Source organism: Azovibrio restrictus DSM 23866 (assembly GCF_000429665.1).
GTDB classification, from domain to species: Bacteria; Pseudomonadota; Gammaproteobacteria; order Burkholderiales; family Rhodocyclaceae; genus Azovibrio; species Azovibrio restrictus.
In genome coordinates this window covers 279600-306574 of sequence record NZ_AUCH01000001.1, presented here as the reverse complement: position 1 = coordinate 306574, position 26975 = coordinate 279600, and the positions used below count along the sequence as shown (strand labels likewise).

The following is a 26975-nucleotide window of genomic DNA, read 5'->3' as shown; positions in this document are numbered from 1 at the left end:
ATTGTCGATGGGGTAAAGCCGGCCCGGCATGGGCCTTGGGGAAGGGCTGGCCGGCCCGGATTCAGCGCTTTCTCAGGGCGCCGGTGGCATCCACCTGGCGCAGGGCGGCCAGTTCCTCCTGTGTCGGTTCGGGAACGACGCGCACGTTTGGTGACACCTTCAGATCCCAGCCCGTGGCGGCGCGGATTTCCTCGACACTGGAGAAGGCGTAGTAGGCATCGAGGAAGAATTCCTTCGTCACCGGATCGGGCCGCAGGATGCCCAGCGTCGTGACGATGGCGGACGGCCCGCCGCCGACGAAGCCGTATCGTTCCCGGGCCGCGCCGCCGTCCAGATAACCGGGGGAGCTGATGTAGCTGACCTTGTCGGCGAAGCGCTTCGGCTCGTGCGTGACCATGATGACCACGCGGCCGGCGCCGCAGGCGATGTCGTTGGCGCCGCCGGCGCCGGTCAGGCGGGTTTTCGGCAGGCGGTAGCTGTCGCCGATGTCACCGTCCCAGATGCCGGTGGTGTTCACGTTGCCGAACTTGTCCACCTGCGCAGCGCCGATGATGCCCACGTCGCAGCGCCCGGAGGCGACGAGGAAACCGAGCGCGTCGATGGCGTTGGTGAAGCTCGTGGCGTTGGCCGAGATGCGGTTGCATTCGATACCCCAGGGCAGGCCGCCGACCGGCGTGGCGCCATAGACCCCGCCTTCGGTCATTGAGCGCAGCCTGGGGGCGTGGTGGGCCTGGGCGAAGTAGCCGGCGAGCATGGAAAGGCCGACGCCGAAGATGGCCAGTTCGCCGTCGTGCAGTTCGCGGCCGGTGGCGATGGCCATCATCTCCTGGCGGGTATAGGGCTGCTGTTCGAGCTGGGTCGAGGTTTGCGGGGCGTTCATGCGGCGGTCTCCTCCGTGGTTTCAGCGAGCAGGGCGGCAACTTCAGCCGGCGTCTTGATCCACTGGCGGAAGGGGGCAAGCAGAAAGGCCGTGGCGGTGTCGCTCAATTCGGCGACCTTGTCCCGGCCGATGTTGTCGAGATAGGCGTCGATGTCGTCGATGCCGGTCACGTGCTCGCGCAGGTAGTCGGCCGTGCCTTCGACGCTCGACAGGGATTTGTTCATGGATTTCATGTGCGCTTCGTCGGCGTCGTAGAACCCCGGCGAGCTCTGGGGCCAGGCGGCGAAGGGGTGGTACACCACGGCATCCACGATCACGTCGGGAATGCGCACGAGATTGGGGTACTGGCGCATGCAGTCGGTGTCTACGATGGCGTCGGCGATCAGCACGACCTTCTGCGCCGCCCGGGCCAGTTCGAAGCGGCTCCACTCGGTGCCGAGCAGGATGGCGTTACCCAGCGGGTCGGCCAGGGACACGTGGATGGCGGCCACTTCCGGCCTGAGGGGGCTGAAGGCGCCGATTTCCCGGCCGGAAAACGGATCGGTGACGGTCGGAATCTTCGATTTCGCCGGGTAGTCGTCGGGGGCGAAGGCCGAGCGGTGCTGGATGTCCGAGCCGATGTTGACGGTGGCCGGTACGAAGGGCCAGTTCAGCGCGCCGCCCAGGAGGCGCAGGGCCATGGCCAGGTTGGAGTAATCCTCCAGGGCCGTCTGGCCCGACTCGACGGCCCGGCGCAGGCCGTTGGCGAAACCGAACACCTCCAGCCCGGAGAAGCCGCATTCGGCTTTCGTGACCGCCCCGGCGCCGGCCAGCAGGTTCAGTTGCTGGGTGTTGCAGTGAAAGATGGCGTGCAGGTTCTTGCGGCCCTGGCGCAGCAACTCGCGGCCGAAGACCACGGCATCGGAGCCCACCGGCAGGGCGGCGCCGCTGGCGTACTGGATGCCGTCATGGGTGTAGCGGCGCACCGCCTCGGCCAGGGTGATCAGTTTTTGCTGTGACATATTTCGTTTCTCGAGCGGCCTTTGGCGCGCAATTGGGTGAACTGGCCTTGCAGATAGGCCAGGTAGGGCTGGTTCTCGAATTCCCGGTCGGCCACGAAACGGCCCAGCAGCACCAGTTCCGGACAGTCGGCCACGGGACCCAGGTGGCGATAGAGGATCTGGCCCCTGGCATCGAAGAACACCAGGGCCGGGGTGCCGAGGACACCGATCTGCTGGGCCCAGGCCCGGGTGGGCAGGTGCTCGCCGGCCGGGGTGGTGACTTCCGCCTGGGTGTCCAGGTTCACCGTCACGGTGCGAAAGCGCCGGCCGAACAGGCGCTGGGCATCTGGCTTGGACAGCACCTCTCGCTTCAGCTGCAGGCAGGTGGGGCAGTTTTCCAGTTCGAACAGGACGACCAGGAGCCGGCCGGATTGCCGGGCCTGGGCCAGCTCCTGCTCCAGGGCGGTCCCCTGGTTTTCAAACAGGGCGGCCCGGACCGGCAGAGTCAGGCAGAGGAGCAGCAGGCCCAGGGTCAGACCACGGGGCAGAGACATGGCGCTTTCCCCCTCAGCGCAGCCAGAACAGGGCCCGCCGCCGGGCCAGTTCCAGCAGGGTCATGGACAGGTAGGTGACCAGGCCGGTGTAGAGAATGCCCGCCACCATCTTGGGATAGTCGGCGTAATCCGCGTAGAACTGGACGAAGCGTCCCAGTCCGGCGTTGGCGCCGAACAGCTCGGCCACGGTCAGGAGCACGAAGGAAAAAGCCAGGCCTACCCCCATGCCGGAGAAGATGTGGGGCAGGGAGGCCGGCAGTACCACCCGCCAGCGGTATTCGATACCGCTGAGGCCGAGGATGCCGGCGTTATCCCGGTAACGTTGTTCCAGGGCCAGGGCCCCGGCTGCCGTGTTGTGGAACACGGGCCAGAAGGCGCCGATGAAGACCACGAAGATGGCGGAGAGCTGGAAGGTGGGCAGGATGGCGATGGCGTAGGGGATGTACACCGTCGGCGGTACCGGCGCCGCCACCCGGGCGAAGGGGAAGAAGATCCGCTGCAGGCGGGGCACGGTGCCGACCGCCAGGCCGCTGGCCACGCCCAGCAGGGTGGCGAGCAGAAAGCCGGGGATCAGGATGGCAAAGGAGGACAGGGTGCCGGCCCAGAGTTCCGGCAGGGATTCCCGCAGGGTGCTGAACACCAGCAGGGGGGCCGGAATCAGGGGATTGTCCCCCAGGGGCAGGTAGATGGCGGCCAGCTGCCAGGCAGCCAGCAGCACGATCCAGATGCTGGAGGCTTCCAGCAGGCGCAGCAGCCGGGCCCGGCGGGCCGGGGCGGCAAGGAGGGCATCGGTGGCCGGGAGTTCCCGGCCATCCAGGGTGACGGTATCGGACATGGAGCTTCCTTTTGCAGTCAAGAGGGCAAAGGTCTGGGGCAAAGGTCTGGGGCGAGGGCCTGGGGTGACGCCTCAGGCGGCGATCAGCCGGCGCAGGGTGTCGGCCGCCAGGGTTTCGGCGATGGCTTCCCGCTGGGTGCGGAAATCCTCCCCGTCGAACAGGGTGCGGCGGTCCCGGTGGCGCGGGAAATCCACGCTCAGATCGGCAATCACCCGGCCCGGGGCGGCGCCCAGGATCACCACCCGGTCGCTCAGATAGAGGGCCTCGTCGATGTCGTGGGTGACGAAGACGATGGTCTTCCTGGGGCTGGCAGCCTCCCAGATTTCCAGCAGCAGATCCTGGAGCCGGGCCCGGTTCACCGGGTCCAGGGCGCCGAAGGGCTCGTCCATCAGCAGCAGGGGCGACCCCAGGGCCAGGGCCCGGGCAATGGCGCCCCGCTGGCGCATGCCGCCGGAAAGCTCGAAGGGATATTTGCCGATGGCCGACTCCAGCCCCACCTTGCGCAGGTACTCGGCGGCTTCCTCACGTCGGGCGGCCTTGCCGGTTTCCGGCCTGGCCTTGCCGATGGCGACGGCGATGTTGTCCACCACCGACATCCAGGGGAACAGGGCGTAGTCCTGGAACACGATGCCCCGCTCCAGGCTGGTGCCCCGGATGGGCTGCCCGTTCCAGCCCAGGCTGCCCCGGTCGGGGGCCTGGAGCCCGGCAAGCAGGCGCAGGAGGGTGGATTTGCCGCAGCCGCTGGAGCCCAGCAGGGTCACGAACTGACCCGCCGGAATCTGCAGGCTGATCCGCTCCAGGATCGGCGTGTCTTCATAGGCGAAGTCCACGCCTTCCAGTATCAGTCCGGTGCTCATCAGCTGTTCTTCCGCTTGAATTCCTGCTGGAGTTTCTTCCAGTAGGGGTCCCGGGGGTGTTCCTGGGCCAGCTGGTTCAGGGCCTGTTCGTAGAGCCGGGGCTCCACCAGGGTGCTGATGTCCGGCTTGTTGTTGATGAACTCGCTGTTGAGCATCACGTCGGCGAAATGGTTCACCCCGTTCTTGTTGGGATCGGTGCTCTGATCCAGGTAGGGGGTGTAGTAGCCGTCCCAGAGCAGCTTCCGGTCCAGCTTCACGTACTTGGCGATGGAATCTATGGTTTCCTTCCTGTTTTCAGCCGCGTACTTCTCGGCCTTCAGGATGGCCCGCAGGAATTTCTGCCAGGTGACGGTGTCCTTGATCCGGGCCTCGGTGACCACCAGGCGGCAGCAGGGGTGGCCGGGCTGCAGGGTCTTGGAGCGGGCCACCACCTTCAGCCCCTGTTCCTCGGCGCGCAGGTCGAAGGGCCCCCACACCACGCCCGCATCCACCTGGCCGGACTTGACGGATTCCAGCACTGCTGGCGGATTCTTCAGCTCGAAGATCTGCACGTCGGTTTTCCAGTTCAGGCCGGCGTCCTTGAGGGCGCCGCGCAGGACGGCATCACCGGAGGCCATGCGCACCGTGGCGATCTTCTTGCCGCGCAGATTCTTCAGCTCGGACAGACCGGCTGCCTGCTCCGGCCTGGCGATGATGGAGGCGTCCTCCCCCATGATGCCGCCGATGATCTTGATCCGGGTGCCCTTGGCGGCATGGGCCACGGGAGCCGTGGTGCCGAAGGAACCCGTATCGAGCTTGCCGGCGATGATGGCGTTGAGGCCGTCGGCGGAGTTCTGGAACTCCACCAGCTCCACCTCCAGCCCTTCCTGATCGAAGAAACCCCGGTCCTTGGCGACGAAGAACTTGCCGTGGCCGGTGATGGGAAGGTAGCCGACCTTCAGGGATTCGGCATGGGCCAGCTGCTGGGCGCCCAGCAGGGTGAGTCCAGCCAGGGAGAGGCTGAGGAGGGAACGGGAGAGGTTCATGCTGTGCTCCGGATAACAGGGAATGTGGGAGCAATTTAGCGGCGTCGGCGCAGGCAGCGAACGAAGAAAACCTGCATTGCTTATGCCCCTGGATCGGCTAAGCATATGCAGGTCCCAGGAGAGGGGGCGCTCGGCCGCGGCCCCTCGGAAGCCGCGCTTCAGAGCACCCGGAAGCCGTGGGTTCCGTCCCGTCCCAGCTGTTCGACCAGGCCGAATTCCCAGTCCAGGTAGGCCTGCATTGCCTCCCTGGCGTTGTCGGTGCCCTCGTAGGGGCGGCGGTAGCGGTCGATGGGCGGCGAGGCGAGGCGGCCCGGGCCGCCTTCGAGCGCCAGACCGGCGGCCTGCCAGGCGGCGTTGCCGCCATCCAGGACGACCACCGGTGTGTCCACCTGGGCCTGGATTTCGGCGTGAGCGTGCAGCGCCAGCCGGCTGCTGGCGCAGGTCAGCACGTAGCGCCGGGCTCGCGGAATCTGCGCCAGGGCCTCGCCGATGCGCGAGCGCAGCGCGTACCAGGCGCCGGGGATGTGGCCGCGCAGGTAGTGGGCATGCAGCGTCAGGTCGAGCACGGCGACTGCGCCGGGCCGCTCGAGCAAGGCCGCCAGTTCGGCCGGTGCGATCAGCGGCGCGGTCGGCGTTGGCGGCAAGAGGGGCTGCCACGGGCCGGTTTCCGCGAAGGCCGGGGTGTTGGCGGCATCGTCGAGGACGAAAACCTCCCAGTTCATCTGCGCCAGCCAGGAGGCGGTCATGTCGGCCCGGGCGCCTAGGTCGTCGGCGAGCACGATGCGGGCGCCGCGCACCGGGGCGACCATCTCGGTTTCCTGGACCAGCTGGCCGCCGGCCACCGAGCGGAAATCGGGCAGATGGCCGGCTTCGTATTCGGCCGGGTCACGGACGTCGAAGAAATAGGTGGTACGCCCCTGCTGTTCTTGCCAGGCGAGCACGTCGGTCCAGGCGGCACGCTTGACGCCGGCCAGGTCGGCGACCCGGCGGGCGGCGGCTGCGGCTTTTTGCGCCTGCTCGCGGTCGACCGCAGGAAAGCGGCGGTTCTGCCCGTGCTGCAGCGTCTGCCCGGCCAGGGTCCAGCCGATGGTGCCGTTTCTCAGCGCCGCGACCGGGTTGGGCAGGCCGGCGTTGATGAGCGACTGGGTGCCGATGATGCTGCGCGTGCGGCCGGCGCAATTGACGATCACCTGGGTGTTCGGATCGGGCGCCAGGGCCGGTACCCGCAGCACCAGTTCAGCGCCGGGCACGCTGGTGGAGCCGGGGATGTTCATGGTCTGGTACTCGTCGAAACGGCGCACATCCACCACTACCACGTCGGCGTTGGCGGCGAGCAGGGCCTGCACTTCCTCGGCGGAGAACGAGGGGGTGTGCCGCCGTGCCTCCACCAGTTCGCCGAAGGCCTTGCTCGGCACATTCACGTCCCGGAACAACTCGCCGCCGGCTGCCGCCCAGCCGGCGACACCGCCCCGGAAGACGGCGACATCCCTGTAGCCGAGTTCGCGCAGCTTGCGGGCGGCGGCTTCGGCAGCACGCTCGTCGCCCTCGTCCAGGGTGACGATGGGCACGTCGCGGCGGGGCAGCGTCGCCCAGGCGTTGAGTTCGAGGCGTCCGAGGGGAAAGTTGGCGGCAAAGAGCGGGTGCGACTGGGCATGGGGATCTTCCTCGCGCACGTCCAGGAGAGCGATCTCGCGCCTGTCGAGCAGGGCGGCGCGGACCTCGGCGTAGTCGGCCCGGCGGATTTCAGCAGTCATCGTTCAGCTCCACAGGTTGGGGACGACGTCGCTGGCATAGCCGGAAACGAAGGATTTTTCCGCGCCGCTCACCGCGTCGAAGACGTGGCGATGGACGCGGCCGATGTTGCGGCCATAGACGTGGATGCTGATGGACGGCTGGTCGGGCAGGTCGTTGGCGACCTCATGGACGTCGCCGATGGCGGGCGACACGGCGGTGGTCTGGCCGGGCAGCAGCAGCGCACTGCCGGTGGCCTTGTAGCTGCCGTCGGCCTGTTTTTCGTAAGTCGTTTCGCGCTCGCGGCCGCGCAGGCCGCCGACCAGGCCCCAGGTCAGGTGGTCGTGCACCGGCGTCTTCTGGCCCGGACCCCAGACGAAGCTGACGATCGAAAGCCGGTCGAGGGGATCGGCGTAGAGCAGGTATTGCTGGTAGTGCTGGGGATGGGGCTGGGCGAAAGCGTCGGGCAGCCAGTCGTCGCTGGCCACCAGTTCGGCGAGCAGGGCCTGGCCCTGGCTCAGGATGGTGCTTTCGTCGGGATTCGTGTCGAGCAGTCGGGTGATGCCTTGCACGAAGTTGAGGAGTTTTTCGGTGCTCATGGGGATTCTCCATAAGTCAGGTGGTGAGTTGGCGGGCTTCGGCGTACAGCCGTTCCAGGGTGGGGGTGGATAGCGCCCGGCGGCGGGCCAGTTCCAGCACGGCGCCGACGATGGGTTCGAGTTCGAGGGATTTGCCGGCGGCCCGGTCCTGCAACATGGAGGTGCGGAAATGGCCGGAGGCGGCAACCTGGGCGGTACGGGCCAGCCGCTCTTCCGGCGTGGGGCCGGGCGGCAGACCGTTGGCCAGGGCGACGGCCTGGGCTTCGCCGATGACCAGCGGATGCAGCTTGCCTTCCTTGTAATAGGGTTGGGCCAGCGACAGGCCGGCCGAACCGACCGGCAGGTGGCCGGCGATCAGGTCGGCGACGAGGGGTGCAGTACCTTTGAAGGCAATCTTGGTCAGGTTCGCTTGCTGATGGTGGCTCAACCAGTCGTAGAGAATGTCGCTGGTGGCGCCGTTGCCGGTAGAGCCAACGGCGACCGGAGGTTTCGCCGGGTCCCGGGCGCGGGCGATGAATTCGGCGTAGTTGCGGACGCCGGCGCTGGGATGCGCGGTCAGGATGTAGGCGGTCTCAGCGACCAGGGCGACCGGGACAAAATCCTTGACCGGGTCGAACTGCACAGGCTCCGGTGAGGAGACGACGGCGCCGACCAGGGCGACGGTATTCCCGAACAGCAGCGTGTAACCGTCCGCCTTGCTGCGGGCAACGTGACGGGCGCCAATGGTCCCGGTGGCGCCGGCGCGGTTCTCGACGACCACCGGCTGCCCCAGACCGGCCGACAACTCCTTCGCCAGGATCCGGGCCATGACGTCCGATGGTCCGCCTGCCGGCCAGGGAACGACGAGGTGAATTTCCTTTGCCGGCCATTTTTCCCCGGCCTGGGGGGCGAGGGGTGACAGCAGCAGTGTGATGCCGGCAATCCAGGCCAGCAGGTGAATTAGCCAGCGTTTAAGCGTTTGTGGCGGGAGCGTGTCCATGGGAATTCCTGCTCGGTCGGTTTAGAAAGGCATTCACCTTAAAACCGGCATTTCCCCCAACGAACGAAATTAAGCGCATAAACAATTGGCCGCCGCCTGGATAAGGATCGCAGCAATACGTCTATGGCTTTTTGTTCCTGAGATGGTGGCGAGTCGTCTTGTGCCCCGCTTGATGTCAGGGAAACCCGGGCGATCTATCCGGAGGCCGATCGGGATACCCCTGGCCAGGTGAGTTCCTTGGCCTTGCCCCTTGTCTTGCGCTCAGGATTGGCGGCAGGGGTTTGCCGACGCCGGGATAGGCCGCTCCGGCAGATGCATATGGCTCCCGCCTCTATTTCCTTATGGTTTAAAAATCCTTGGGCGCCAGGGGCGGGCTGGTTTTAATGGGGCGGTCGAATTCTTGCGGGAGTCTCCCATGAGTAAGGAACTGGCCCTGAACAACAGTAGTGGCTCCGGTGAGCCTGGCGATGCCGGGCCTCCGTTGGCGGAACGGCTGCTGCATCTGCAGCGTCAGCAGCAGCAAAGTCTGGATGAGTTGCAGCGTCTGCAGCAGTACAGCCGCCAGCTGCGCTTGCGGCTGCAGTTGCCCCGGGAGGCATGATGGGAGCCCTGATCGTGGGGGGCGACCATGTGGCCCCCTATCGCAGCTTCCTGGAGCAGCGCGGGTTTGCTGCGGTACGGCACTGGAACGGGCGCCGGCATAGTGAGTGTCACCGCCGCATTCCCGGTGATACGGAGCTGATTCTGGTGCTGGTGGACCAGGTCAATCACGGCCTGGCCCGCAAGGTCCGCCGTCTGGCGGGCGAGATGGGGGTGCCGGTGTTGTTCAGCCGGCGCAGCCGGGGGCAGCTGGACGATGCGCTGGCTATCCACGGCTTGGGGGCCTGCCCGGGCGTGGAAGGCAGATCGTGATCAGAGGCCGGGGAGGCCGCCTGCAGGGGCTTTCCCCAGTCGGCTTATTCAATCCGGATTAAAAAGCTTAGAAGGATTTCGTCGTTAGTTTTGGCGATTCAGCTCGCTACATTGACTCCAGTGTCATCACCACCCAGGCGGTATCCCGGCGGGACACAGCCTAATTTCACTGGAGGTTTCTATGAGCCTGTACGAGAACAACGCCCTGTCCATCGGGCATACCCCCCTGATCCGTCTCCACCGCATTACCGACGGCGCGGGTGCCACGGTGCTGGCCAAGATCGAAGGCCGCAATCCGGCCTACTCGGTCAAGTGCCGGATCGGCGCCGCCCTGGTGGAAGACGCCGAACGGCGCGGCCTGCTGGGGCCGGGCAAGGAACTGGTGGAACCCACCAGCGGCAACACCGGCATCGCCCTGGCTTTCGTGGCGGCCGCCAAGGGGATTCCCCTGACCCTGACCATGCCGGAAACCATGAGCCTGGAGCGGCGCAAGCTGTTGATCGCCTTTGGTGCCCGGCTGGTGCTCACGGAAGGGGCCAAGGGCATGGCCGGTGCCATTGCCAAGGCCACCGAAATCGCCGAGTCCGAGCCGGACAAATATGTGTTGCTGCAGCAGTTCAAGAATCCGGCCAACCCGGCCATTCACGAAGCCACCACCGGACCGGAAATCTGGGAAGACACCCAGGGCAGGGTGGATATCTTCGTCTCCGGGGTGGGGACGGGCGGCACCATTACCGGCGTATCCCGCTACATCAAGCAGGGCAAGGGCAAGCCCATCCTGTCCGTGGCCGTGGAGCCCGAAGCCAGCCCGGTGCTGACCCAGAAACGCAACGGCCAGCCCCTGCAGCCCGGGCCGCACAAGATCCAGGGCATAGGCGCCGGCTTTGTCCCCGATGTGCTGGATCTTGCCCTGGTGGACCAGATCGAGCAGGTGAGCAACGAGGAGGCCATCCTGTACGCCCGCCGCCTGGCCCGGGAGGAGGGCATCCTGTCCGGCATTTCTTCCGGGGCCGCTGTGGCGGCTGCGGTGCGGCTGGCGCAGCAGCCCGAGCACGCGGGTAGGACCATCGTGGTGGTGCTGCCGGATTCCGGCGAGCGCTACCTGAGTTCGGTGCTCTTCGAAGGGCTGTTCGACGCCTCCGGGGTGGCCCTGTGACCGCCTTTGCCGCCGGTCAGGAAGCGCCCCTCCAGGGCGGTCTGCATCTGGACATCGACGGGATCGTGGCGGAACTGCGCGGCCTGCGGGTGAAATCCCTGCAGACCCGGCAGCGTATCGGCCGGCCCCCCAAGCTGCCCTCGCGCAAGGCCCTGGTGGGCATTCTCGACGGCCTGGCGGCGGCCCTGTTCCCGAACCGGCTGGGGGCGCCGGAGCTCACCGACGAGGGGGTGGATTACTACGTCGGCCACACCCTGGACCATACCCTGCGGGCCCTGTACGAGGAGATACGCCGGGAGCTGCGCTTCGTGGCCAACCTGGATCCGGAGGCCGGGGAGGAAAGCGCCCAGGCCGCCGCCATCGTCCATGATTTTGCCGCCCGCCTGCCGGTGGTGCGCAGCCTGCTCGAAAGCGACATCCGGGCCGCCTACCAGGGGGACCCGGCGGCCCGGAGCGTCGATGAGGTGCTGGTCTGCTACCCAGGCATCACCGCCATCACCCACCACCGCCTGGCCCATGAGCTGTACCGGCTGGGGGTGCCGCTCTTGGCGCGCATCATCGCCGAGATCGCCCACTCCGCCACGGGCATAGACATCCACCCGGGGGCCCGCATCGGCGGGAGTTTCTTCATCGACCACGGTACCGGGGTGGTGATCGGCGAAACCTGCGTCATCGGCGAACGGGTGCGCATCTACCAGGCGGTCACCCTGGGCGCCAAGCGCTTCCCGGTGGATGAAAAAGGCGAGCTGATCAAGGGGGGCGCCCGTCACCCCATCGTCGAAGACGACGTGGTGATTTATGCCGGCGCCACCATCCTGGGCCGGGTCAGCATCGGCCAGGGCTCCTCCATCGGCGGCAGCGTCTGGCTCACCCGCAGCGTCCCTCCCCATAGCCACATCACCCAGGCCCAGGCCCGTAGCGATGCCTTCGATGCGGGCGGGGGCATCTGATTTCTTTCATCACCCTAAAGGAAAACCACATGTCCGACATTCATGAAGCACAAACCGCCCTGGGCGACGTCGCCGCACGCACCCTGGCCAATGCCACCAAGACCGTGCCGATGCTGCCCAGCATCAGCCCCCGCTGGCTCACCCACTTGCTGCAGTGGGTGCCGGTGGAGGCGGGTATCTACCGGGTAAACCGGGTCAAGGACGACTCCCGGGTGACCGTGGACTGTTCCAGCCGGGACGAGCGGGAGCTGCCCCAGACCTTCGTGGACTACGAGGAGTGGGGCCGGGAATACATGCTCTCCGCCGTGAATACGGTGCTGGACGTGCACACCCGGGTCTCCGACCTGTACAGCAGCCCCCACAACCAGATCCAGGAACAGCTGCGCCTCACCATCGAGATCATCAAGGAGCGTCAGGAAAGCGAACTGATCAACCATAAGGAATACGGCCTGCTCAACAACATCGCCGCCAGCCAGCGGGTGCAGCCCCGTACCGGCGCACCGACGCCCGATGATCTGGATGAGCTGATCGCCAGGGTATGGAAGGAGCCCGGCTTCTTCCTGGCCCACCCCAAGGCCATCGCCGCCTTCGGCCGCGAGTGCACCCGCCGCGGGGTGCCGCCTCCCACGGTTTCCCTGTTCGGCTCCCAGTTCCTCACCTGGCGCGGCATTCCCCTGATTCCCTGCGACAAGCTGAAGATCGAGAACGGCAGGACCAACATCATCCTGCTGCGTACCGGCGAGAGCCGCCAGGGGGTGGTGGGCCTGTACCAGCCCAACCTGCCGGGGGAACAGACCAAGGGCCTGTCGGTGCGCTTCATGGGCATCAACCACAAGGCCATTGCCTCCTACCTGGTTTCCCTCTACTGCTCCCTGGCGGTGTTGACCGAAGACGCCATCGCCGTCCTGGAGAACGTGGAAGTGGGCAAGTACCATGAGTACCAGTGATTCCATCCCTATCGATTCCAGCTTCGCAGCCCTGGCTGATCAGGCTGTCCTGGCCGGTTTGGGGGCCGGGCCGGTAGCGGCGCTGCCGGGAGACTTTCCCGGCGAGGCCGAGCTCTCCCGGCTGGCCAGCGAGCTGTTCAATGCCCTGCCGCAGACCTGGGTGCCCGGGGAAACCTGCCCCCAGCTGGCCGGTGCCGCCCTGGCCTCTGGCAGGCGCCCGGGGCCGGGCCTGCCCGGCGTTGCCGCCGGGGGCCATGGACTTACGGGGCTGATTCCGCCGAATCAGGCCCCGGCCGCTGCTGTTACGGTACTCCCGGAGCCGGCGCCCCCAGCAATCTCTGCCGGCAGCGCTCCGGCGGGGCCATTCCCCCGTTTCGACGTGCCCCTGCCCGGGGTGCGCGAGCTGGAGGCCCTGGCGGGAGCGGCAGGTTCCGGCCGGGTGGCGGGTCAGCCCTACTATTTCCTGGAGGGGGAAGGGCCCTTCCGGTCGGGCATCCGGGTGCCCGGCAGCTATGGGCACGAATCCTTCCTGGCCCCCCAGGCCCTGCCGGGCCAGGCTTTTGACGTGCAAGCCGTGCGGCGGGATTTCCCCATCCTCAGGGAAACCGTCCAGGGGCGTCCGCTGATCTGGCTCGACAACGCCGCCACCACCCAGAAGCCCCAGGCGGTGATCGACCGGATCGCCCACTTCTATGCCCACGAGAACTCCAACATCCACCGGGCCGCTCACGAACTGGCGGCCCGGGCCACGGATGCCTACGAGGCGGCGCGGGAAACCGTCAGGCGGTTCATCAACGCCCGTTCGGTCCATGAAGTGGTGTTCGTGCGTGGCACCACCGAGGGCATCAACCTGATCGCCCAGAGCTGGGGTCGGCAGCACCTGAAGCCGGGAGATGAAATCCTCATCACCTGGCTGGAGCACCACGCCAACATCGTGCCCTGGCAGCAGCTGGCCGCCCGGACCGGGGCCGTGCTCAAGGTGGCGCCGGTGGATGAGCTGGGGCAGGTGCGCCTGGATGAATACGAAAAGCTGCTGGGGCCCCGGACCCGGCTGGTGTCCTTCACCCAGGTGTCCAACGCCCTGGGCACCATCACCCCGGCCCGGGAGATGGTGCGGCTGGCTCATGCCCAGGGGGCCAAGGTGCTGGTGGACGGGGCCCAGTCCGTATCCCACCTGCGGGCCGATGTGCAGGTCCTGGATTGCGACTGGTTCGTCTTTTCCGGCCACAAGGTGTTCGGTCCCACCGGCATCGGCGTGGTCTATGGCAAGGAAGCCCTGCTCAATGCAACCGACCCCTGGCAGGGGGGCGGCAACATGATCAAGGACGTGACCTTCGAGCAGACCCTGTACCACGACGCTCCGGGACGCTTCGAGGCGGGCACCGGCAACATCGCCGATGCCGTGGGCCTGGGGGCGGCCCTGGAATACGTGGAGCGGATCGGCATCGAGAACATCGCCCGCCATGAGCATGAGCTGCTGCTCCATGGCACCCGGCTCCTGGAGGAGATTCCCGGGCTGCGGCTGGTGGGCCGGGCGGCCGAGAAGGCCGGGGTTCTGTCTTTCGTGCTCGAAGGTTACAAGACCGAGGAAGTGGGGGCTGCGCTCAACAAGGAAGGCATCGCGGTGCGTTCCGGCCACCACTGTGCCCAGCCCATCCTGCGCCGTTTCGGCCTGGAAGCCACGGTGCGGCCCTCCCTGGCGCTCTACAACAGCCATGAGGATCTGGATGCCCTGGCAGCCGTGCTCCGGAAGTTGCACCGGGCCAGGGGCACCCGCTTCTAGGCGGCTTGCCGGCTTCCCCTTCAGGCCCCTGCGGGGGTCTTTTTTTGTTCTGATTCAGAAGCTTATAAGGATAAAGTCGTTTCTGGCGGGGGCGGCGGGGCGCACAATGGCCTGGCATGTTGCTCCGCAGCATTCCGGCTGGCGGAGCGCGCATCTTTCAATGACAACCAGGAGTTTTTGCCATGACCATCCAAAAGGAATTCCTTGCTTCTTCCATCCTCAGCGCCTATTCCAGTCTCCATGAACTGGCGCAGATTGCCCTGGACAGCACCGAACAGACCCTGCAGCTCAACCTCAAGGCGGCGCGCAGCTATCTGGAGGCCAGCCAGGGGCAGGACCTCGACGGCTTCCAGGATTGGGGCAGTTTCCGGTCTTCCCTGACGGAGTCCTGGCTGACGAGCGGCAGCCAGTACGCCAGCAGCCTGTACGGCATTGCCGCAAAGACCAGGGAAGCCCTGGGGCATCTGGGGGAAAACCACCGGGCCGGCCTCAGCAAGTCGGTGGGCCATCTCCTGGAGAAGGCGGAGAAAAGCGCCCCTGCCGGTGCGGAACTGGGTATCGTCGCCGTCCGCTCCGCCCTTTCCGCGGCCAACTCGGCCTTTGATACCTGGAATCAGGCGGGGCAGCGGGCAGCGGCTTTCACCGAGGCCCAGGTGGCAGCGGTTTCGGGGGCCACGGCCAAGGCGGTGCCAGCTGTTGCGGCCAAGGGTAAGGCGGCTTGATCCTGCTGCCTGGTGGGGCCAGCCTTCCGTCCGGGAGGCTGGCTTTGTTCATCAGCCAACCGTTCAGGCCAGTTCAAGTGACTGTTGCAATCGGGAAAAGTGCTGCAATACCTCCGGCCAGGGGCCATGGCCGGAATCCACGTTGATGTGCCCCAGGGGACCCACGTTGATGAAGTCGCTGCCCCAGGTGCGGGCCCAGCGCCGGGCCGAGTCGAGGGACACCCAGGGGTCGTTGCTGCTGGCCACCACCAGGGACGGAAAAGGCAGCTGCTCTTCCAGCACCACGGCGGGGATCTGGAACCGGTCCGGGTCGGCTGGTGCCACCAGCAGGGCTCCCAGGATCTTCCCCGGGGCCTGGCAGGCTGCAGCCACCGAGGCCAGGCAGCCGAAACTGTGGGCCACGACCCAGACCGGGGCCGGTTCCGCCTCCAGGGCATCCCGGACCCGGCCGGCCCAGTCGGGCAGGTGGGGATGTTCCCAATCCTGCTGCTGCACCCGCCGGGTGCGGGGCTGGGTGTGTTCAAACCAGGTCTGCCAGTGGCCGGGGCCGCTGTTGCGCAGCCCCGGTACTATCAGGATGGGATCAACCAGGATGGGATCATTCTGCGGCTTCATCATGGCCTCCTTTGCCGTGCCGATGCTACGTCCATGATCGATGCGCGGCCGCCTCGGGGGAAGGAATAAATTTGCATAAGCTAATGGCGGAATGAACCGCCGGCCCGGGGCAGGAGTGGTCCCGGAATGCATATATTCATATCAGGATTTCGTCGTTGGATGGCCAGGGGCGAGCCGCTATCGTTGGGGCATCCGATCCGTTTCCGGGAGTGATTCATGGGCTGTCAGTTTCCTGGCGTCCTGCTGCAGTTGCGAGCCAGGCCTTGAAGCATGGGTGAAGCCTGTGTCATGCCGGCCCGCCCTGGGCGGGGGGGCAAGCCCGGTGCACGGCCTCAGCGGGAGTGTCCGCCGGGGCCCTCCGGCCTACCCGAGCGGAGGGGCGCCGCCCCGGCTCCGGAGCGTCTGCCCTCCCTGCAGCGCAACGCCCTGTGCAAGTTCTTCGAACGCCCGGACTTCACGCCCGCCGATGTGGTGGCCCTGGGCCATGGCCGGTTGTTGAAGATCAACGGCATCGGCCCCAAGGGCATCCAGGTCATCGTCCTCTGGCTGCGCCACCATGGCCTGTGCCTGGATGTGGCTGACGGTGCCCGGGCCATGCGGCAGGTCCAGCGGGTGGAGCGGGCCATCCGCCTGCTCGAACGTCATGGTTACGAGGTGAAGAAGAAGGCGGCTCCGGCCGGGAGTGTTCCATGAGCCCGGGCCCCTGCGTTCCCGTGTTGAAATCCGATTGAGGCAGGAGGTGCCCATGAGCGAAGTATTGTCGAAACTGGCGGAGCAGCCTGCCTATAGCGGTGACCTAGCGCCGGAAGAAGCCTGGGCCCTGGTCCGGGAAAATCCCGGGGTCCGTTTGCTGGACATCCGTTCCCAGGCCGAGTGGGAGCTGGTGGGGCGCATTCCCGGCGCCATCGAGATCGAGTACCGGACGTATCCGGGCTGGCAACTGAACCGGGATTTCATTGCTCTGGCGCGGCAGAAAACCCGGGGGGCCGAAGCCCTGCTGCTGCTCTGCCGTTCCGGCGTGCGCTCCCGGGAGGCGGCGGAAATCCTGGCGGGGAGCGGCTTCAAGCGGGTGTTCAACGTCCTCGAGGGGTTCGAGGGGGAGAAGGACGCCAGCGGCCAGCGCCAGCAGGGCGGCTGGAAGGCCCGGGGGCTGCCCTGGTTCCACTCATGAGCAGGGGGCGTTATGTCCCCCTTCGCTTCAGGCCGGCGGCCTGAGCCGCCGGCTGTTTCCTACTTGCCGGTGAAGCGGGGTGGGCGTTTTTCCAAGAAGGCGGCCAGGCCCTCCCGGTAATCCTCCGTTTCCAGGAAGGCGAAGGAGGCGGCTTTTTCCGCGTCGGTGAGGGGCAGGTCGTGGGACAGGCGGCGCATCCACTGCTTGTGCCAGGTGGCCACCCGGGGGGCGCCGCCCATGATGCGCCGGACGCAGGCGGCGATTTCCTCTTCCAGCTTCTCCGGGGCCACCACCCGGCTCACCAGGTTCTTGCGGGCCGCGTCTTCCGCGTCCAGGATCCGCGCTTCCAGCAGGATTTCCGCCACCAGGGCGGGACCGGCCAGCTTCAGCAGCCCCGCCATCTCGCCGGGATACATGGAAAAGCCCAGCTTGTTGATGGGGGCACCGAAGCGGGCCGTGCTGTCGCAGATGCGGATGTCGCATTGGGCCGCGATTTCCAGGCCGCCGCCGATGCAGGCACCGCGGATCATGGCCACCGTCGGGTGGTCGCAGTGGTGGATGGCCTCCAGGGCGTTGGCTACTTCCTCGTGGTAGACCAGGGCCTGGTCCAGGGTGGTGCGCAGGGTCTGGAATTCCTCCAGGTCCCCGCCGGCGGCGAAATGATCGCCGGCCCCGCGCAGGATCACGCAGCGCACGCTTTCGTCCCGGGAGACCTGGTCCATGACCCGGTGCAGTTCCCGCCACATGGACAGGTTGATGGCGTTCAGCTTGCCCGGATTGTCCAGGGTGAGGGTGGCCAGGCCGCCCTCCTGATGCAGTTTGATGGAAGCTTCCATGGGATGTGGTGTTCTCCGGCCCACGTGAAAAAACCCCGGCGGACCGGGGTTTTCCTGGGCACTGATGGGGTCAGCTGCCCAGGCGTTCGGGCAGTACGTCGCGCAGCAGCACGGCGGCGTCGCGCAGCATCTTCTCGGTGGTATCCCAGTCCACGCAGCCGTCGGTGACCGAGCAGCCGTACTTGAGCTGGGACAGGTCGGCGGGGATGGGCTGGTTGCCAGCCTCGATATTGGATTCGATCATCACCCCGACGATGGACTGATTGCCGGCGCGGACCTGGCTGACTACGTCGGCCATCACCAGGGGCTGCATTTCCGGCTTCTTGTAGCTGTTGGCGTGGGAGCAGTCCACCACCAGGTTGGCGGGCAGCTTGGCCTTCTTCAGGGCTTCCTCGGCCATGGCGATGGAAACCGTGTCGTAGTTGGGCTTGCCGTCGCCGCCGCGCAGCACCACGTGGCCGTAGGGGTTGCCGGTGGTGCGCACGATGGTGACCCGGCCGTCCATGTCCAGGCCCAGGAAGGAGTGGGGCCGGGAGGCGGAGAGAATGGCGTTGATGGCCACGGTCAGGTCGCCGCTGGTGCCGTTCTTGAAGCCCACGGGGGTGGACAGGCCCGAGGACATTTCCCGGTGGGTCTGGGATTCCGTGGTGCGGGCGCCGATGGCGGTCCAGGCGATCAGGTCCCCGTAGTACTGGGGCGAATTGGGGTCCAGGGCCTCGGTGCCGGTGGGCAGGCCGATTTCATTGACCTGGAGCAGGAAGTCGCGGGCCTTCTCCATGCCCTTGTCCACCTGGAAGGAGTCGTCCATGAAGGGATCGTTGATGTAACCCTTCCAGCCCACGGTGGTGCGGGGCTTTTCGAAATAGACCCGCATCACGATCAAGAGCACGTCGGAGATCTCGTCGGCCAGAGCCTTCAGGCGGCGGGCGTAATCCAGGCCGGCCACCGGGTCGTGGATGGAGCAGGGGCCCACCACCACGAACAGGCGGGGATCCTTGCGGTCCAGGATGGCGTTCAGGGCCTTGCGGCCGTTGGAGACGGTGCGGGCGGCAGCCTTGCTCATGGGCAGACGGGCGTGGAGTTCGGCCGGGCTGGGCATGGGGTCGAAAGCCGCGACATTGATGTCTTCGAGAGTGTCGATCTTGTCGTCGTCGGTCATTGGGTCAGGGTCCTTATCATGTCTTTGACGGCGGCCACCTTGTCCTTCAGGGTGGGGCAGTGGCGCACCAATGCGAGTTTATCCTGTCCGGCCAGTTTGTAGTTCCGGTTCTTCTGGATCAAGTTGATTATCTTGATCGGTTCGATAGGCGCCAGCTTCGCAAATTCCGGGCCGAAGGTGACCAGGATCTGGTCGGCGGTGGCATCCAGCTTCTGCACGCAGTAAGGCTTCACCAGGATGCGCAGCCGGTGGGTGGCGATCAGGGATTCCCCCTGGGGCGGCAGTTCCCCGAAGCGGTCGATCAGCTCTTCCTGCAGGGCGTCCACCTCCTCCTGCTGCTCGCAGTTGGCCAGGCGTTTGTAGAGGGACAGGCGCTCGTGCACGTCCGGACAGTAGGCGTTGGGGAGCAGGGCGGGCACGTGCAGGTTGATGTCGGTGCTGATGCCGATGGGCTGGGTCAGGTCCTCTTCGCTCAGGTGCTTGCCCTGGCGCAGGGCCGAGACGGCCCGGTTGAGCATGTCGGTGAACACATTGAAGCCCACCTCCTGCATTTCCCCAGACTGGTTGTCTCCCAGCACCTCGCCGGCGCCGCGGATTTCCAGGTCGTGCATGGCCAGGTAGAAGCCGGAACCCAGGTCCTCCATCATCTGGATGGCCTCCAGGCGCTGCCTGGCCTGCTTGGTCATGGCCTTTTCATCCTGCACCAGCAGGTAGGCGTAGGCCTGGTGGTGGGAGCGGCCGACCCGGCCGCGCAACTGGTGCAGCTGGGCGAGACCGAACTTTTCCGAACGGTTGATCAGGATGGTGTTGGCGTGGGGGTTGTCGATGCCGGTCTCGATGATGGTGGTGCACAGGAGCAGGTTGGCCCGCTGGCTGGTGAAGTCGCGCATCACCCGCTCCAGGTCCCGTTCCCCCATCTGGCCGTGACCGACGACGACCCGGGCTTCGGGCACCAGCTTTTCCAGCTTCTCCCGCATGTTCTCGATGGTGTCCACCTCGTTGTGCAGGAAGTACACCTGGCCGCCCCGCTTCAGTTCCCGCAGCACGGCTTCGCGGATGATGCCGTCCGAGAAGCGGGAGACGAAGGTCTTGATGGCCAGCCGCTTTTGCGGTGCCGTGGCGATCACCGAAAAGTCCCGCAGGCCTTCCAGGCTCATGGCGAGCGTCCGGGGAATCGGGGTGGCGGTAAGCGTCAGCACGTCCACCTCGGCGCGCAGGGCCTTCAGGGCTTCCTTCTGGCGCACCCCGAAACGGTGTTCCTCGTCGATCATCACCAGGCCCAGGCGGGCGAATTTCACGTCCTTGGCGATCAGCTTGTGGGTGCCGATGATGATGTCGATCTTGCCTTCTTCCAGCTCCTTCAGGGCCAGTGCGGTTTCCTTGGCGGTCTTGAAGCGGGAGATTTCGGCGACCTTGACCGGCCAGTCGGCGAAGCGGTCGGCGAAGGTCTGGTAGTGCTGTTCGCAGAGCAGGGTGGTGGGGCAGAGCACCGCCACCTGCTTGCCGCCGGCCACGGCGCAGAAGGCGGCGCGCAGGGCCACCTCGGTCTTGCCGAAGCCCACGTCGCCGCACACCAGCCGGTCCATGGGCTTGCCGGACTTCATGTCCTCGATCACGGCGGCGATGGCGGCGGCCTGGTCGGCGGTTTCCTCGAAGCCGAAGCCGTCGGCGAAGGCCTCGTAGTCCTGTTCGGTGAATTCGAAGGCGTGCCCCTGGCGGGCGGCCCGGCGGGCGTACAGGGCCAGCAGCTCGGCGGCCGTGTCCCGGGCCTGGAGGGCGGCCTTCCTCTTGGCCTTTTCCCACTGGCCCGAGCCCAGGGTGTGCAGGGGCGCGGCTTCCGGGTCGGCCCCCGAGTAACGGGAGATCACGTGCAGTTGCGACACGGGCACGAACAGCTTGGCCTCATTGGCGTAATGCAGCTCCAGGAACTCCAGGGGACCTTCCCCCAGGTCCATGTGCACCAGGCCCATGTAGCGGCCGATGCCGTGGGATTCGTGCACCACCGGGTCGCCCACCTTGAGCTCGGTCAGGTCCTTCAGCCAGTTGTCCAGGCTGGCCTTGCGCTTTTGTTCCTTGCGGGTCTTCCTGGGGCTGCCGGCGTAGAGCTCGCTCTCGGTGATCAGGGCCAGCTGTGCGTCGATCAAGAGGCCCGCCTGGAGAGGGGCGGCGCCCAGGGCCAGGCGGCTGTCGCCGGCCAGGAAGGCGGCCAGGTCGGCACTGGCCTCGGGGCGGACCCCGTGTTCGGCCAGCATCTGGGCCAGGGTTTCCCGGCGCCCGGCGGATTCGGCCAGGATCAGCACCCGGCCCGGAAAGCCGGCGAGGAAATCCTTCAGGCGGGCCAGGGGGTCTTCGGCGCGGCGGTCCACGGCGACGCTGCCTACCGGGCTACCGGCCTGGGGCTGGAGCTGGATGCGGCCGTGCCGCTTCGCGGCGATGAAGAAATCTTCCTCGGGCACGAACAGCTCGCCGGGCGGCAGCAGGGGCCGGGCCTTGTCCCCCTGGAGCATGTCGTGGCGGGAGCGGGTGTCCTTCCAGAAATCCCCCAGGGCCTTGGGCACGTCCCCGTGGGTGATCAGCAGGGCGTCCGAGGGCAGGTAGTCGAACAGGCTGGCGGTTTCCTCGAAGAAGAGGGGCAGGTAATACTCGATGCCGGCGGTGGCGATGCCGGCGGAAATGTCCTTGTACACCTGCACCTTGGCCGGGTCCCCCTCGAACACTTCGCGGAACTTCTGCCGGAAGCGGGTGCGGCCCTTGTCGTCCATGGGGAATTCCCGGGCTGGCAGCAGGCGGATTTCGGGCACCGGGTAGAGGGTGCGCTGGGTATCCACGTCGAAGGTGCGGATGGATTCGATCTCGTCGTCGAACAGGTCGAGCCGGTAGGGCAGGGGCGAGCCCATGGGGAACAGGTCGATCAGCCCGCCCCGGATCGAGTATTCCCCCGGAGACACCACCTGGGTCACGTGGTGGTAGCCGGCCAGGGTCACCTGGGCCCGGAACTGTTCCGCATCCAGCCGCTCGCCCTTCTTGAAGGAGAAGGTGTAGGCGGCCAGGAAGGCTGGCGGCGCCAGCCGGTAGACGGCGGTGGAAGCGGGCACCAGCAGCACCTGGCATTCGCCCTGGCGCACGCTCCAGAGGGTGGCCAAGCGCTCGGAGACCAGGTCCTGGTGGGGCGAGAAGCTGTCATAGGGCAGGGTTTCCCAGTCCGGCAGCAGCCGCACCTTCAGGTCCGGGGCAAACCAGGGGATTTCCTCCAGCAGGCGCTGGGCGTCCAGGGCGTTGGCGGTGATCACGGTGAGCAGCCGGTCCCGGGACCCAGCGGCCAGGGTGGCCAGCAGCAGGGCGTCCTGGCTGCCGGGGCCGCTGTTCCAGTCCAGCTTGTGGCCGGGGGCGGGCAGGGACGGGAGGGGAAGAGCAGGAAGGCTGGGGCTTGAGGTCACGGTGGGACGGGGTTCGGCAAAGGCCGGCATTATACCGGCTCGGGGGGAGGTGCCCGAAACCCCGGGGGGCGTTCAGCCCCCGGTCATGGACATGAAGCGCACCACCTGGGGGGCGTCCATCTGCTGGGTGAAGTCGTGGGCCTTGGGTTTGAGGCCCATGCTGTCCATGATCGCCTGGCGCACGGCGCCATCGTCGTCCGGATGCCGGCGCAGCAGGGGCAGCAGGGCCGTGGCGTCATTGTGGCCCAGGCAGGGATAGAGCTCCCCCTGAGCGGTGATGCGCACCCGGTTGCAGCTGTCGCAGAAGTTGTGGCTGTGGGGCGAGATGAAGCCCACCCGGGTCTGGCTGCCGGGGATGCGCCAGTAGCGGGCCGGGCCGCCGGAGCTTTCCGCCGAGGGGATCAGGTCGAAATGCTGCTGCAGTCCTGCCAGGGCCTCCTGGCTGGAGATGTAGGTGCGGCAGCGGCCGGCGATGTCGCCCAGGGGCATTTCCTCGATGAAGGAAATGTCCAGCCCGTTTGCCAGGGCGTAGCGCACCAGGTCCGGGAACTCGTCGTCGTTGAAGCCGCGCATCATCACCGTGTTCAACTTGGTGTGCACGAAGCCGGCCTGCCGTGCTGCCTCCAGCCCGGTGAGCACCTTGTCCAGGGAGCCGATGCGGGTGATGGTGCGAAAGCGCTCCGGGCGCAGGGTGTCCAGGCTGACGTTGAGGCGCCTGACGCCGGCCGCCTTCAGGGCCGGGGCATGGCGTTCCAGCTGGGAACCGTTGGTGGTCAGCACCAGCTCCCGCAGCCCCTCCAGTTGGCCGAGCTGCTCGAACAGCCACAGGGCGTTGGGGCGCACCAGGGGCTCCCCCCCCGTCATGCGCAGCTTGCTGACCCCCAGCTGCACGAAAATCCGCGCCACCCGCAGGCATTCTTCCAGGCTCATGACCTGGTCCCGGGGCAGGAAGGTCATGTTCTCGCTCATGCAATAGGTGCAGCGGAAGTCGCAGCGGTCGGTGATGGACAGCCGGACATAGCTGATCTGCCGGCCGTACTTGTCCACCAGGGTGCCGGCGGGCAGTTCCCGGTGCAGGGAGTCGAGCTGGGGCGGGGTGCCGGCCTGGTACTCCAGGCCGGGGTTCATGGTGTCGTTGTGCATGGGAATCCTGATCCGTGGGCCGGATTATTGTTCCCTTGGCACAGGGGCCGCAAGCGACCTAAATCAAAAATTTCCAGAATATTCCCAGGGCGGCGCCTATGCCTATGGTGCTAATCACCCCCAGGTTCCAGCGGCCCATGGCCAGTAGTGCTCCCAGGCACAGTCCCAGGGCGGGGAGATCGGGGGCGCCTGCCCCGATGAACACATGGCGGGCCAGCAGCAGGGCCAGGGTGAGGATCACCCCCACCACGGCGGCACTGATGGCGGTGAGAGGGGCCTGCAGGCGCAGGTTGTCGCGGCTGGCCTCGATCCAGGGGGCGCCGGCAAAAATGAAGGCGAAGGAAGGCAGGAAGGTGAACAGGGTGGCGACCCCGGCGCCGATGCAGCCGGCCAGGGCCGGCTCCAGCCCCAGGTGGGCGGCCCCGTTCCAGCCGCCCATGAAGCCCACGAAGGCGACGATGATGATCAGGGGCCCCGGGGTGGTTTCACCCAGGGCCAGACCATCGATCATCTGGGGCGCGCTGAGCCAGCCGTGGGTGCTGACGGCAGCCTGCTGCACGTAGGGCAGTACCGCGTAGGCGCCGCCGAAGGTGACCAGGGCGGTCTGGGTGAAGAACAGGGCCATGGTGCTGAAGTAGCTGTTGGTCAGCATCAACAGCAGGGCTCCCACTCCCAGGGTCAGGATCAGGGGTTTGAGGCTTGCCAGCAGGCTGGCCTGCACCGGGGGCGGGTTCTGGTCATCGATCAGGGCTGGCGGCTGGGATGTCTGGCTGGACGAGGCGGGCTGGGCAAAGCCGGGGCGCAGCCGTTCCAGGAGGATGCCGGCCAGGGCCGCCCCGGCGATCACCAGGGGAAAGGGGGCGCCCAGGAATTCCATGGCCAGGAAAGCCAGGGCGGCCACCAGGCCCAGGGCCGGGGTCTTCAGGGTGCGCTGGCCCAGGCGCCAGGCGGCCAGGATGACGATGGCGGTGACCACCGGTTTGATGCCGTACAGGGCTGCCATGGTCAGGGGCTGGTCGGCATGGAGGGCGTAGGCCCAGCTCAATCCCGTGAGCAGCAGGAAGGCCGGCAGCACGAACAGGATGCCCGCTGTCAGCCCGCCCTTCACCCCGTGCAGCAGCCAGCCCAGGTAGGTGGCCAGCTGCTGGGCTTCCGGGCCGGGCAGGGCCATGCAGTAGTTGAGGGCGTGCAGGAAGCGCTGCTCGGAAATCCAGCGCCGTCGTTCCACCAGTTCCGCGTGCATCAGGGAGATTTGCCCGGCGGGGCCGCCGAAGCTGATGCAGCCCAGTTTGAACCAGTAGGCCATGGCGCTGAGAAAGCTGGGGTGTTCGGGAATCATGGTCGATGCCGGAATGGATGGGGGCAAATGGGGTGCGCCATTCTCCCCCGGATTGGGGTCGTTTTGGTGACAGGGCCGGGGGGCTGCCGTGTTATGATCACGGCACGAGTTCAAGGGCAAACCGGGGGTAATCCCGGGACGCAAAGCCTACGGGTCCCACTCCCCGCGCGGGAAGGATGGCCGGGTTGCGCAACGCGGCTGGTGTGCCGTTCGCACCGCCTTCTCCGGACCAGATTTCCGGTTTCCCCTTGGTTTTCCGGCTTTCGGGGGACATTCCCATGACGACCCAGCGACGTGATACCCGTAATGGCGCCAATACGGTGCTGATAGGCTCCCTGGCGGTGCTGATTTTCATCGCCGGCAGCATTGCCGGCTTCTTCATCTGGAAGCAAACCCAGCCGGACCAGCAAGTGGAACAGCCTGCCTATGTGAGCCTGGGGCGGGTGGTGGCCCAGGTGGGCGGGGGGCGGTTCGTGCGCACGGACATCCAGCTGGAAATCTCGGGGCCGGAGTACACGGGCCTGTTCCAGCAGCACCACGTGCAGGTGCTGGAAGGTGTGCGCCGGGGATTCAGCCAGGTGCCCGGGGATGACATCTATTCCCTGGAAGGCAAGAAGGCCGCCCAGGAGGCCATCATCGCCCACCTCAACCACTATTTCGAAGCACCCCTGGTGGAACGGGTCTATTTTTCCGATTTTCTCGTGGCGGGCGGCTGATCCCGTGGTGCCGGCTCCCCGGCTGGGGCTAGAATCCCGGCATCTTGTGTAGGGAGTGGGCATGCTCAGATTTTTCCGGGAGCGGGGCGGGGATACGCCCCTGGCGACCTGCCGCCTGTTCTCCGGCCTCTCCGGCCGGGATGTGCAGGTGGTCCAGGGCTTCCTGCATCAACGCCGTTATCAGGCGGGGGAAGTGATCTTCGATGAAGGGGAAGAGGGCCAGGCCCTTTACATCCTGCTGTCCGGCCAGGTGCTGATCTGCCGGCAGGGGGAGACCGAAGCCCCCATCGCCCAGCTGGAGCCGGGTTCCTTCTTTGGCGAGATGGCCCTGCTCGACGATGCGCCCCGGGCAGCTCAGGCCCGGGCCCTGGGGCCGGTGGAAGTGGCGGTGCTGTTCCGGGGTGACTTCCTGCATCTCATGGATGACCATGCCCGCATCGCCTCCCGGATTTCCCTGGATCTGGCCCGTCAGCTGGGGGACCGGCTGCGCCGCATGATCCTCGCCCAGGGACCCCGATGAACCGGCCCGAGTACCGCTACCGCTCCGGTCCCCTGGTGTGGGCGGCCGTGCTCGGCAGCACCTGCCTGTTGCTGTTCCTGTTCCAGAAGATGCTCTGGCTGGTGGTGCCCTTCCTCCTCGCCCTGGTCATCTATTACCTGTTGTTGCCCCTGCGGGAGCGGCTGATCCTGGCGGGCCTATCCCGGGCCGGGGCGGCCAATCTGGTCAGCCTGGGGGCGTTCGCCGTGCTCGGCGGCGGCCTGGCCCTGGCTTTTCCCTGGCTGGCCACCCAGGCCGTGGGCTGGCAGGAGAGCGCCCTGCGTTACCTGCAGGGCGGGCTGTTCTTCGCGGCCCAGGCCCTGTACCAGTTGGAGGAGCGCTTCGAGGTCCTGGCCGATGCCCATGTGAGCACGGAGTTCGTGCGCCAGGTGGCCGAGTTGATCGACACCTTTGCCGCCAAATATCTGGGATCACTGGCCATGGGAGTGGCGGCCTGGACGCCGCTCCTGCTCCTGGCCCCTTTCATCGCCTATTTCATGTTGCGGGACGGGGCCCTGTTCCGGCATTTCCTGATCCGCGCCGTGCCCAATGCCTTCTTCGAGCGCACCCTGTACCTGTTCGACCAGGTGGATCGCACGGCCCGGCTGTATTTCCAGGGGCTGCTGGCCCTGACCGTGCTCGATGCCCTGTGCCTGGCCGCCGGCCTGTGGTGGCTGGGGGTTTCCGCGCCCCTGCTGCTGGGCGGGGTGACTGCGGTGCTGGCCTGGATTCCCTACGTGGGCTCGGTGCTGGGCTGCCTGCTGGTGGTGCTGGTGGCGGCCACCGACTTCCCCGAGGCGCCCCAGGTGGCCTACGGTGCCATTGCCCTGTTCCTGGTGGTGCGCCTCCTGGATGACTTCCTGTTCATGCCCATGACCATAGGCCGCAGCCTGAAGCTGCATCCCCTGCTCACGGTGTTGATGATTTTCGTGGGTGGAGCGGTGGCCGGGGTGCCCGGCCTGATGCTGGTCCTGCCGGTGCTGGGGGTGGTGATGGTGCTGGGGGAGACCGTGGGCCAGGTGGTGACCGATCCCCGCCTGATGGCCCGGCACCTGCACGCCCGGCAATTGCGCCGGACCGCCGTGGGCCGCGATCTTTATTGAAGTCTTT

General features: G+C 66.7%; 27 protein-coding genes and 1 riboswitch. Of the genes, 12 read left to right on the top strand and 15 right to left on the bottom strand.

The features are described from left to right. Positions 1-61: 61 nt before the first annotated feature. The 9 genes from G474_RS0101500 to G474_RS19025 all read right to left on the bottom strand — a co-directional run bounded on the left by G474_RS0101500 (position 62) and on the right by G474_RS19025 (position 8441). Positions 62-880 (bottom strand): CoA-transferase subunit beta, encoded by an 819-nt coding sequence (locus G474_RS0101500; RefSeq protein WP_026685446.1) that lies wholly within the window; start codon positions 878-880, stop codon positions 62-64. Continuing rightward, a complete protein-coding gene (locus G474_RS0101495) occupies positions 877-1881 on the bottom strand; it encodes a CoA transferase subunit A (RefSeq protein ID WP_026685445.1) in 1005 nt (334 codons plus the stop codon). Before G474_RS0101495 ends, G474_RS0101500 begins: the two co-directional genes overlap by 4 nt. Beyond that, positions 1863-2414 carry a thioredoxin family protein gene (locus G474_RS0101490; protein ID WP_026685444.1) on the bottom strand — a complete coding sequence of 184 codons (552 nt, stop codon included), beginning with the start codon at positions 2412-2414 and terminating at the stop codon, positions 1863-1865. Before G474_RS0101490 ends, G474_RS0101495 begins: the two co-directional genes overlap by 19 nt. 13 nt (positions 2415-2427) lie before the next feature. Next, the gene (locus G474_RS0101485) at positions 2428-3249 is read right to left on the bottom strand and encodes an ABC transporter permease (protein WP_026685443.1); all 822 of its coding nucleotides are present in this window, start codon (positions 3247-3249) and stop codon (positions 2428-2430) included. 72 nt (positions 3250-3321) lie between these two features. Then, positions 3322-4107, bottom strand: a complete 786-nt coding sequence (locus tag G474_RS0101480; protein ID WP_026685442.1) for an ABC transporter ATP-binding protein — start codon at positions 4105-4107, stop codon at positions 3322-3324. Continuing rightward, complete coding sequence (locus tag G474_RS0101475) at positions 4107-5132, bottom strand: ABC transporter substrate-binding protein (protein WP_026685441.1); 1026 nt, start codon at positions 5130-5132, stop codon at positions 4107-4109. Before G474_RS0101475 ends, G474_RS0101480 begins: the two co-directional genes overlap by 1 nt. A gap of 158 nt (positions 5133-5290) precedes the next feature. After that, positions 5291-6886 carry a rhodanese homology domain-containing protein gene (locus tag G474_RS0101470; protein WP_026685440.1) on the bottom strand — a complete coding sequence of 532 codons (1596 nt, stop codon included), beginning with the start codon at positions 6884-6886 and terminating at the stop codon, positions 5291-5293. 3 nt (positions 6887-6889) lie between these two features. After that, on the bottom strand, positions 6890-7462 hold the full coding sequence (locus G474_RS0101465; RefSeq protein ID WP_026685439.1) for a cysteine dioxygenase family protein: 573 nt from the start codon (positions 7460-7462) through the stop codon (positions 6890-6892). Between the two features lie 16 nt (positions 7463-7478). Continuing rightward, complete coding sequence (locus tag G474_RS19025; RefSeq protein WP_084513505.1) at positions 7479-8441, bottom strand: tripartite tricarboxylate transporter substrate-binding protein; 963 nt, start codon at positions 8439-8441, stop codon at positions 7479-7481. A 415-nt stretch (positions 8442-8856) separates the two neighbouring features. Between G474_RS19025 and G474_RS0101455 the strand changes: the two genes are divergently transcribed. The 7 genes from G474_RS0101455 to G474_RS0101425 all read left to right on the top strand — a co-directional run bounded on the left by G474_RS0101455 (position 8857) and on the right by G474_RS0101425 (position 14911). Next, complete coding sequence (locus G474_RS0101455; RefSeq protein ID WP_026685438.1) at positions 8857-9042, top strand: hypothetical protein; 186 nt, start codon at positions 8857-8859, stop codon at positions 9040-9042. After that, entirely contained in the window at positions 9039-9353 is a 315-nt protein-coding gene (locus G474_RS19020; RefSeq protein WP_084513504.1) for a DUF2325 domain-containing protein, read from the top strand. Before G474_RS0101455 ends, G474_RS19020 begins: the two co-directional genes overlap by 4 nt. A 181-nt stretch (positions 9354-9534) precedes the next feature. Next, positions 9535-10509 carry a cysteine synthase A gene (cysK, locus tag G474_RS0101445; protein ID WP_026685437.1) on the top strand — a complete coding sequence of 325 codons (975 nt, stop codon included), beginning with the start codon at positions 9535-9537 and terminating at the stop codon, positions 10507-10509. Continuing rightward, complete coding sequence (epsC, locus tag G474_RS0101440; RefSeq protein ID WP_026685436.1) at positions 10506-11459, top strand: serine O-acetyltransferase EpsC; 954 nt, start codon at positions 10506-10508, stop codon at positions 11457-11459. The genes cysK and epsC overlap by 4 nt, the downstream gene beginning before the upstream one ends. A 29-nt stretch (positions 11460-11488) precedes the next feature. Beyond that, positions 11489-12406, top strand: coding sequence for a family 2A encapsulin nanocompartment shell protein (locus G474_RS0101435; protein WP_026685435.1), 918 nt, complete (start codon positions 11489-11491; stop codon positions 12404-12406). Then, the gene (locus tag G474_RS0101430; RefSeq protein ID WP_051281646.1) at positions 12393-14189 is read left to right on the top strand and encodes a family 2A encapsulin nanocompartment cargo protein cysteine desulfurase; all 1797 of its coding nucleotides are present in this window, start codon (positions 12393-12395) and stop codon (positions 14187-14189) included. The genes G474_RS0101435 and G474_RS0101430 overlap by 14 nt, the downstream gene beginning before the upstream one ends. A gap of 182 nt (positions 14190-14371) precedes the next feature. Then, entirely contained in the window at positions 14372-14911 is a 540-nt protein-coding gene (locus G474_RS0101425) for a phasin family protein (RefSeq protein WP_026685433.1), read from the top strand. A 63-nt stretch (positions 14912-14974) separates the two neighbouring features. Here the strand turns inward: G474_RS0101425 and G474_RS0101420 are convergent, their stop codons facing one another. Further along, entirely contained in the window at positions 14975-15529 is a 555-nt protein-coding gene (locus G474_RS0101420) for an RBBP9/YdeN family alpha/beta hydrolase (protein WP_245589279.1), read from the bottom strand. A 285-nt stretch (positions 15530-15814) separates the two neighbouring features. On the opposite strand from G474_RS0101420, the gene G474_RS0101415 reads away from it, so the two are divergent. Together G474_RS0101415 and G474_RS0101410 are read left to right on the top strand one after the other, a co-directional pair. Next, the gene (locus tag G474_RS0101415) at positions 15815-16219 is read left to right on the top strand and encodes a hypothetical protein (RefSeq protein WP_026685431.1); all 405 of its coding nucleotides are present in this window, start codon (positions 15815-15817) and stop codon (positions 16217-16219) included. Positions 16220-16271: 52 nt separating this feature from the next. After that, on the top strand, positions 16272-16697 hold the full coding sequence (locus G474_RS0101410; protein ID WP_026685430.1) for a rhodanese-like domain-containing protein: 426 nt from the start codon (positions 16272-16274) through the stop codon (positions 16695-16697). Between the two features lie 59 nt (positions 16698-16756). Here the strand turns inward: G474_RS0101410 and G474_RS0101405 are convergent, their stop codons facing one another. From G474_RS0101405 to chrA, 5 genes are all read right to left on the bottom strand, one after another. Further along, on the bottom strand, positions 16757-17533 hold the full coding sequence (locus tag G474_RS0101405; protein ID WP_026685429.1) for an enoyl-CoA hydratase/isomerase family protein: 777 nt from the start codon (positions 17531-17533) through the stop codon (positions 16757-16759). Between the two features lie 70 nt (positions 17534-17603). Further along, on the bottom strand, positions 17604-18692 hold the full coding sequence (locus tag G474_RS0101400; RefSeq protein WP_026685428.1) for a 3-deoxy-7-phosphoheptulonate synthase: 1089 nt from the start codon (positions 18690-18692) through the stop codon (positions 17604-17606). After that, positions 18689-22159, bottom strand: a complete 3471-nt coding sequence (gene mfd / locus G474_RS19015; RefSeq protein ID WP_084513503.1) for a transcription-repair coupling factor — start codon at positions 22157-22159, stop codon at positions 18689-18691. Before mfd ends, G474_RS0101400 begins: the two co-directional genes overlap by 4 nt. A gap of 42 nt (positions 22160-22201) precedes the next feature. Continuing rightward, positions 22202-23272: a GTP 3',8-cyclase MoaA gene (gene moaA / locus G474_RS0101390; protein ID WP_084513502.1), complete on the bottom strand. Its 1071-nt coding sequence runs from the start codon at positions 23270-23272 to the stop codon at positions 22202-22204. A 58-nt stretch (positions 23273-23330) separates the two neighbouring features. Next, entirely contained in the window at positions 23331-24611 is a 1281-nt protein-coding gene (gene chrA / locus G474_RS0101385) for a chromate efflux transporter (protein ID WP_043462759.1), read from the bottom strand. 105 nt (positions 24612-24716) lie between these two features. After that, a riboswitch (cyclic di-GMP riboswitch) is annotated at positions 24717-24804 on the top strand. An 85-nt stretch (positions 24805-24889) separates the two neighbouring features. Between chrA and G474_RS0101380 the strand changes: the two genes are divergently transcribed. The 3 genes from G474_RS0101380 (at position 24890) to G474_RS0101370 (ending at position 26968) form a co-directional block, all read left to right on the top strand. Further along, positions 24890-25327 (top strand): flagellar basal body-associated FliL family protein, encoded by a 438-nt coding sequence (locus G474_RS0101380; protein WP_084513501.1) that lies wholly within the window; start codon positions 24890-24892, stop codon positions 25325-25327. A gap of 61 nt (positions 25328-25388) precedes the next feature. Further along, positions 25389-25847 carry a cyclic nucleotide-binding domain-containing protein gene (locus G474_RS0101375; protein WP_026685424.1) on the top strand — a complete coding sequence of 153 codons (459 nt, stop codon included), beginning with the start codon at positions 25389-25391 and terminating at the stop codon, positions 25845-25847. After that, the gene (locus G474_RS0101370) at positions 25844-26968 is read left to right on the top strand and encodes an AI-2E family transporter (protein ID WP_026685423.1); all 1125 of its coding nucleotides are present in this window, start codon (positions 25844-25846) and stop codon (positions 26966-26968) included. Before G474_RS0101375 ends, G474_RS0101370 begins: the two co-directional genes overlap by 4 nt. Positions 26969-26975: the final 7 nt, after the last annotated feature.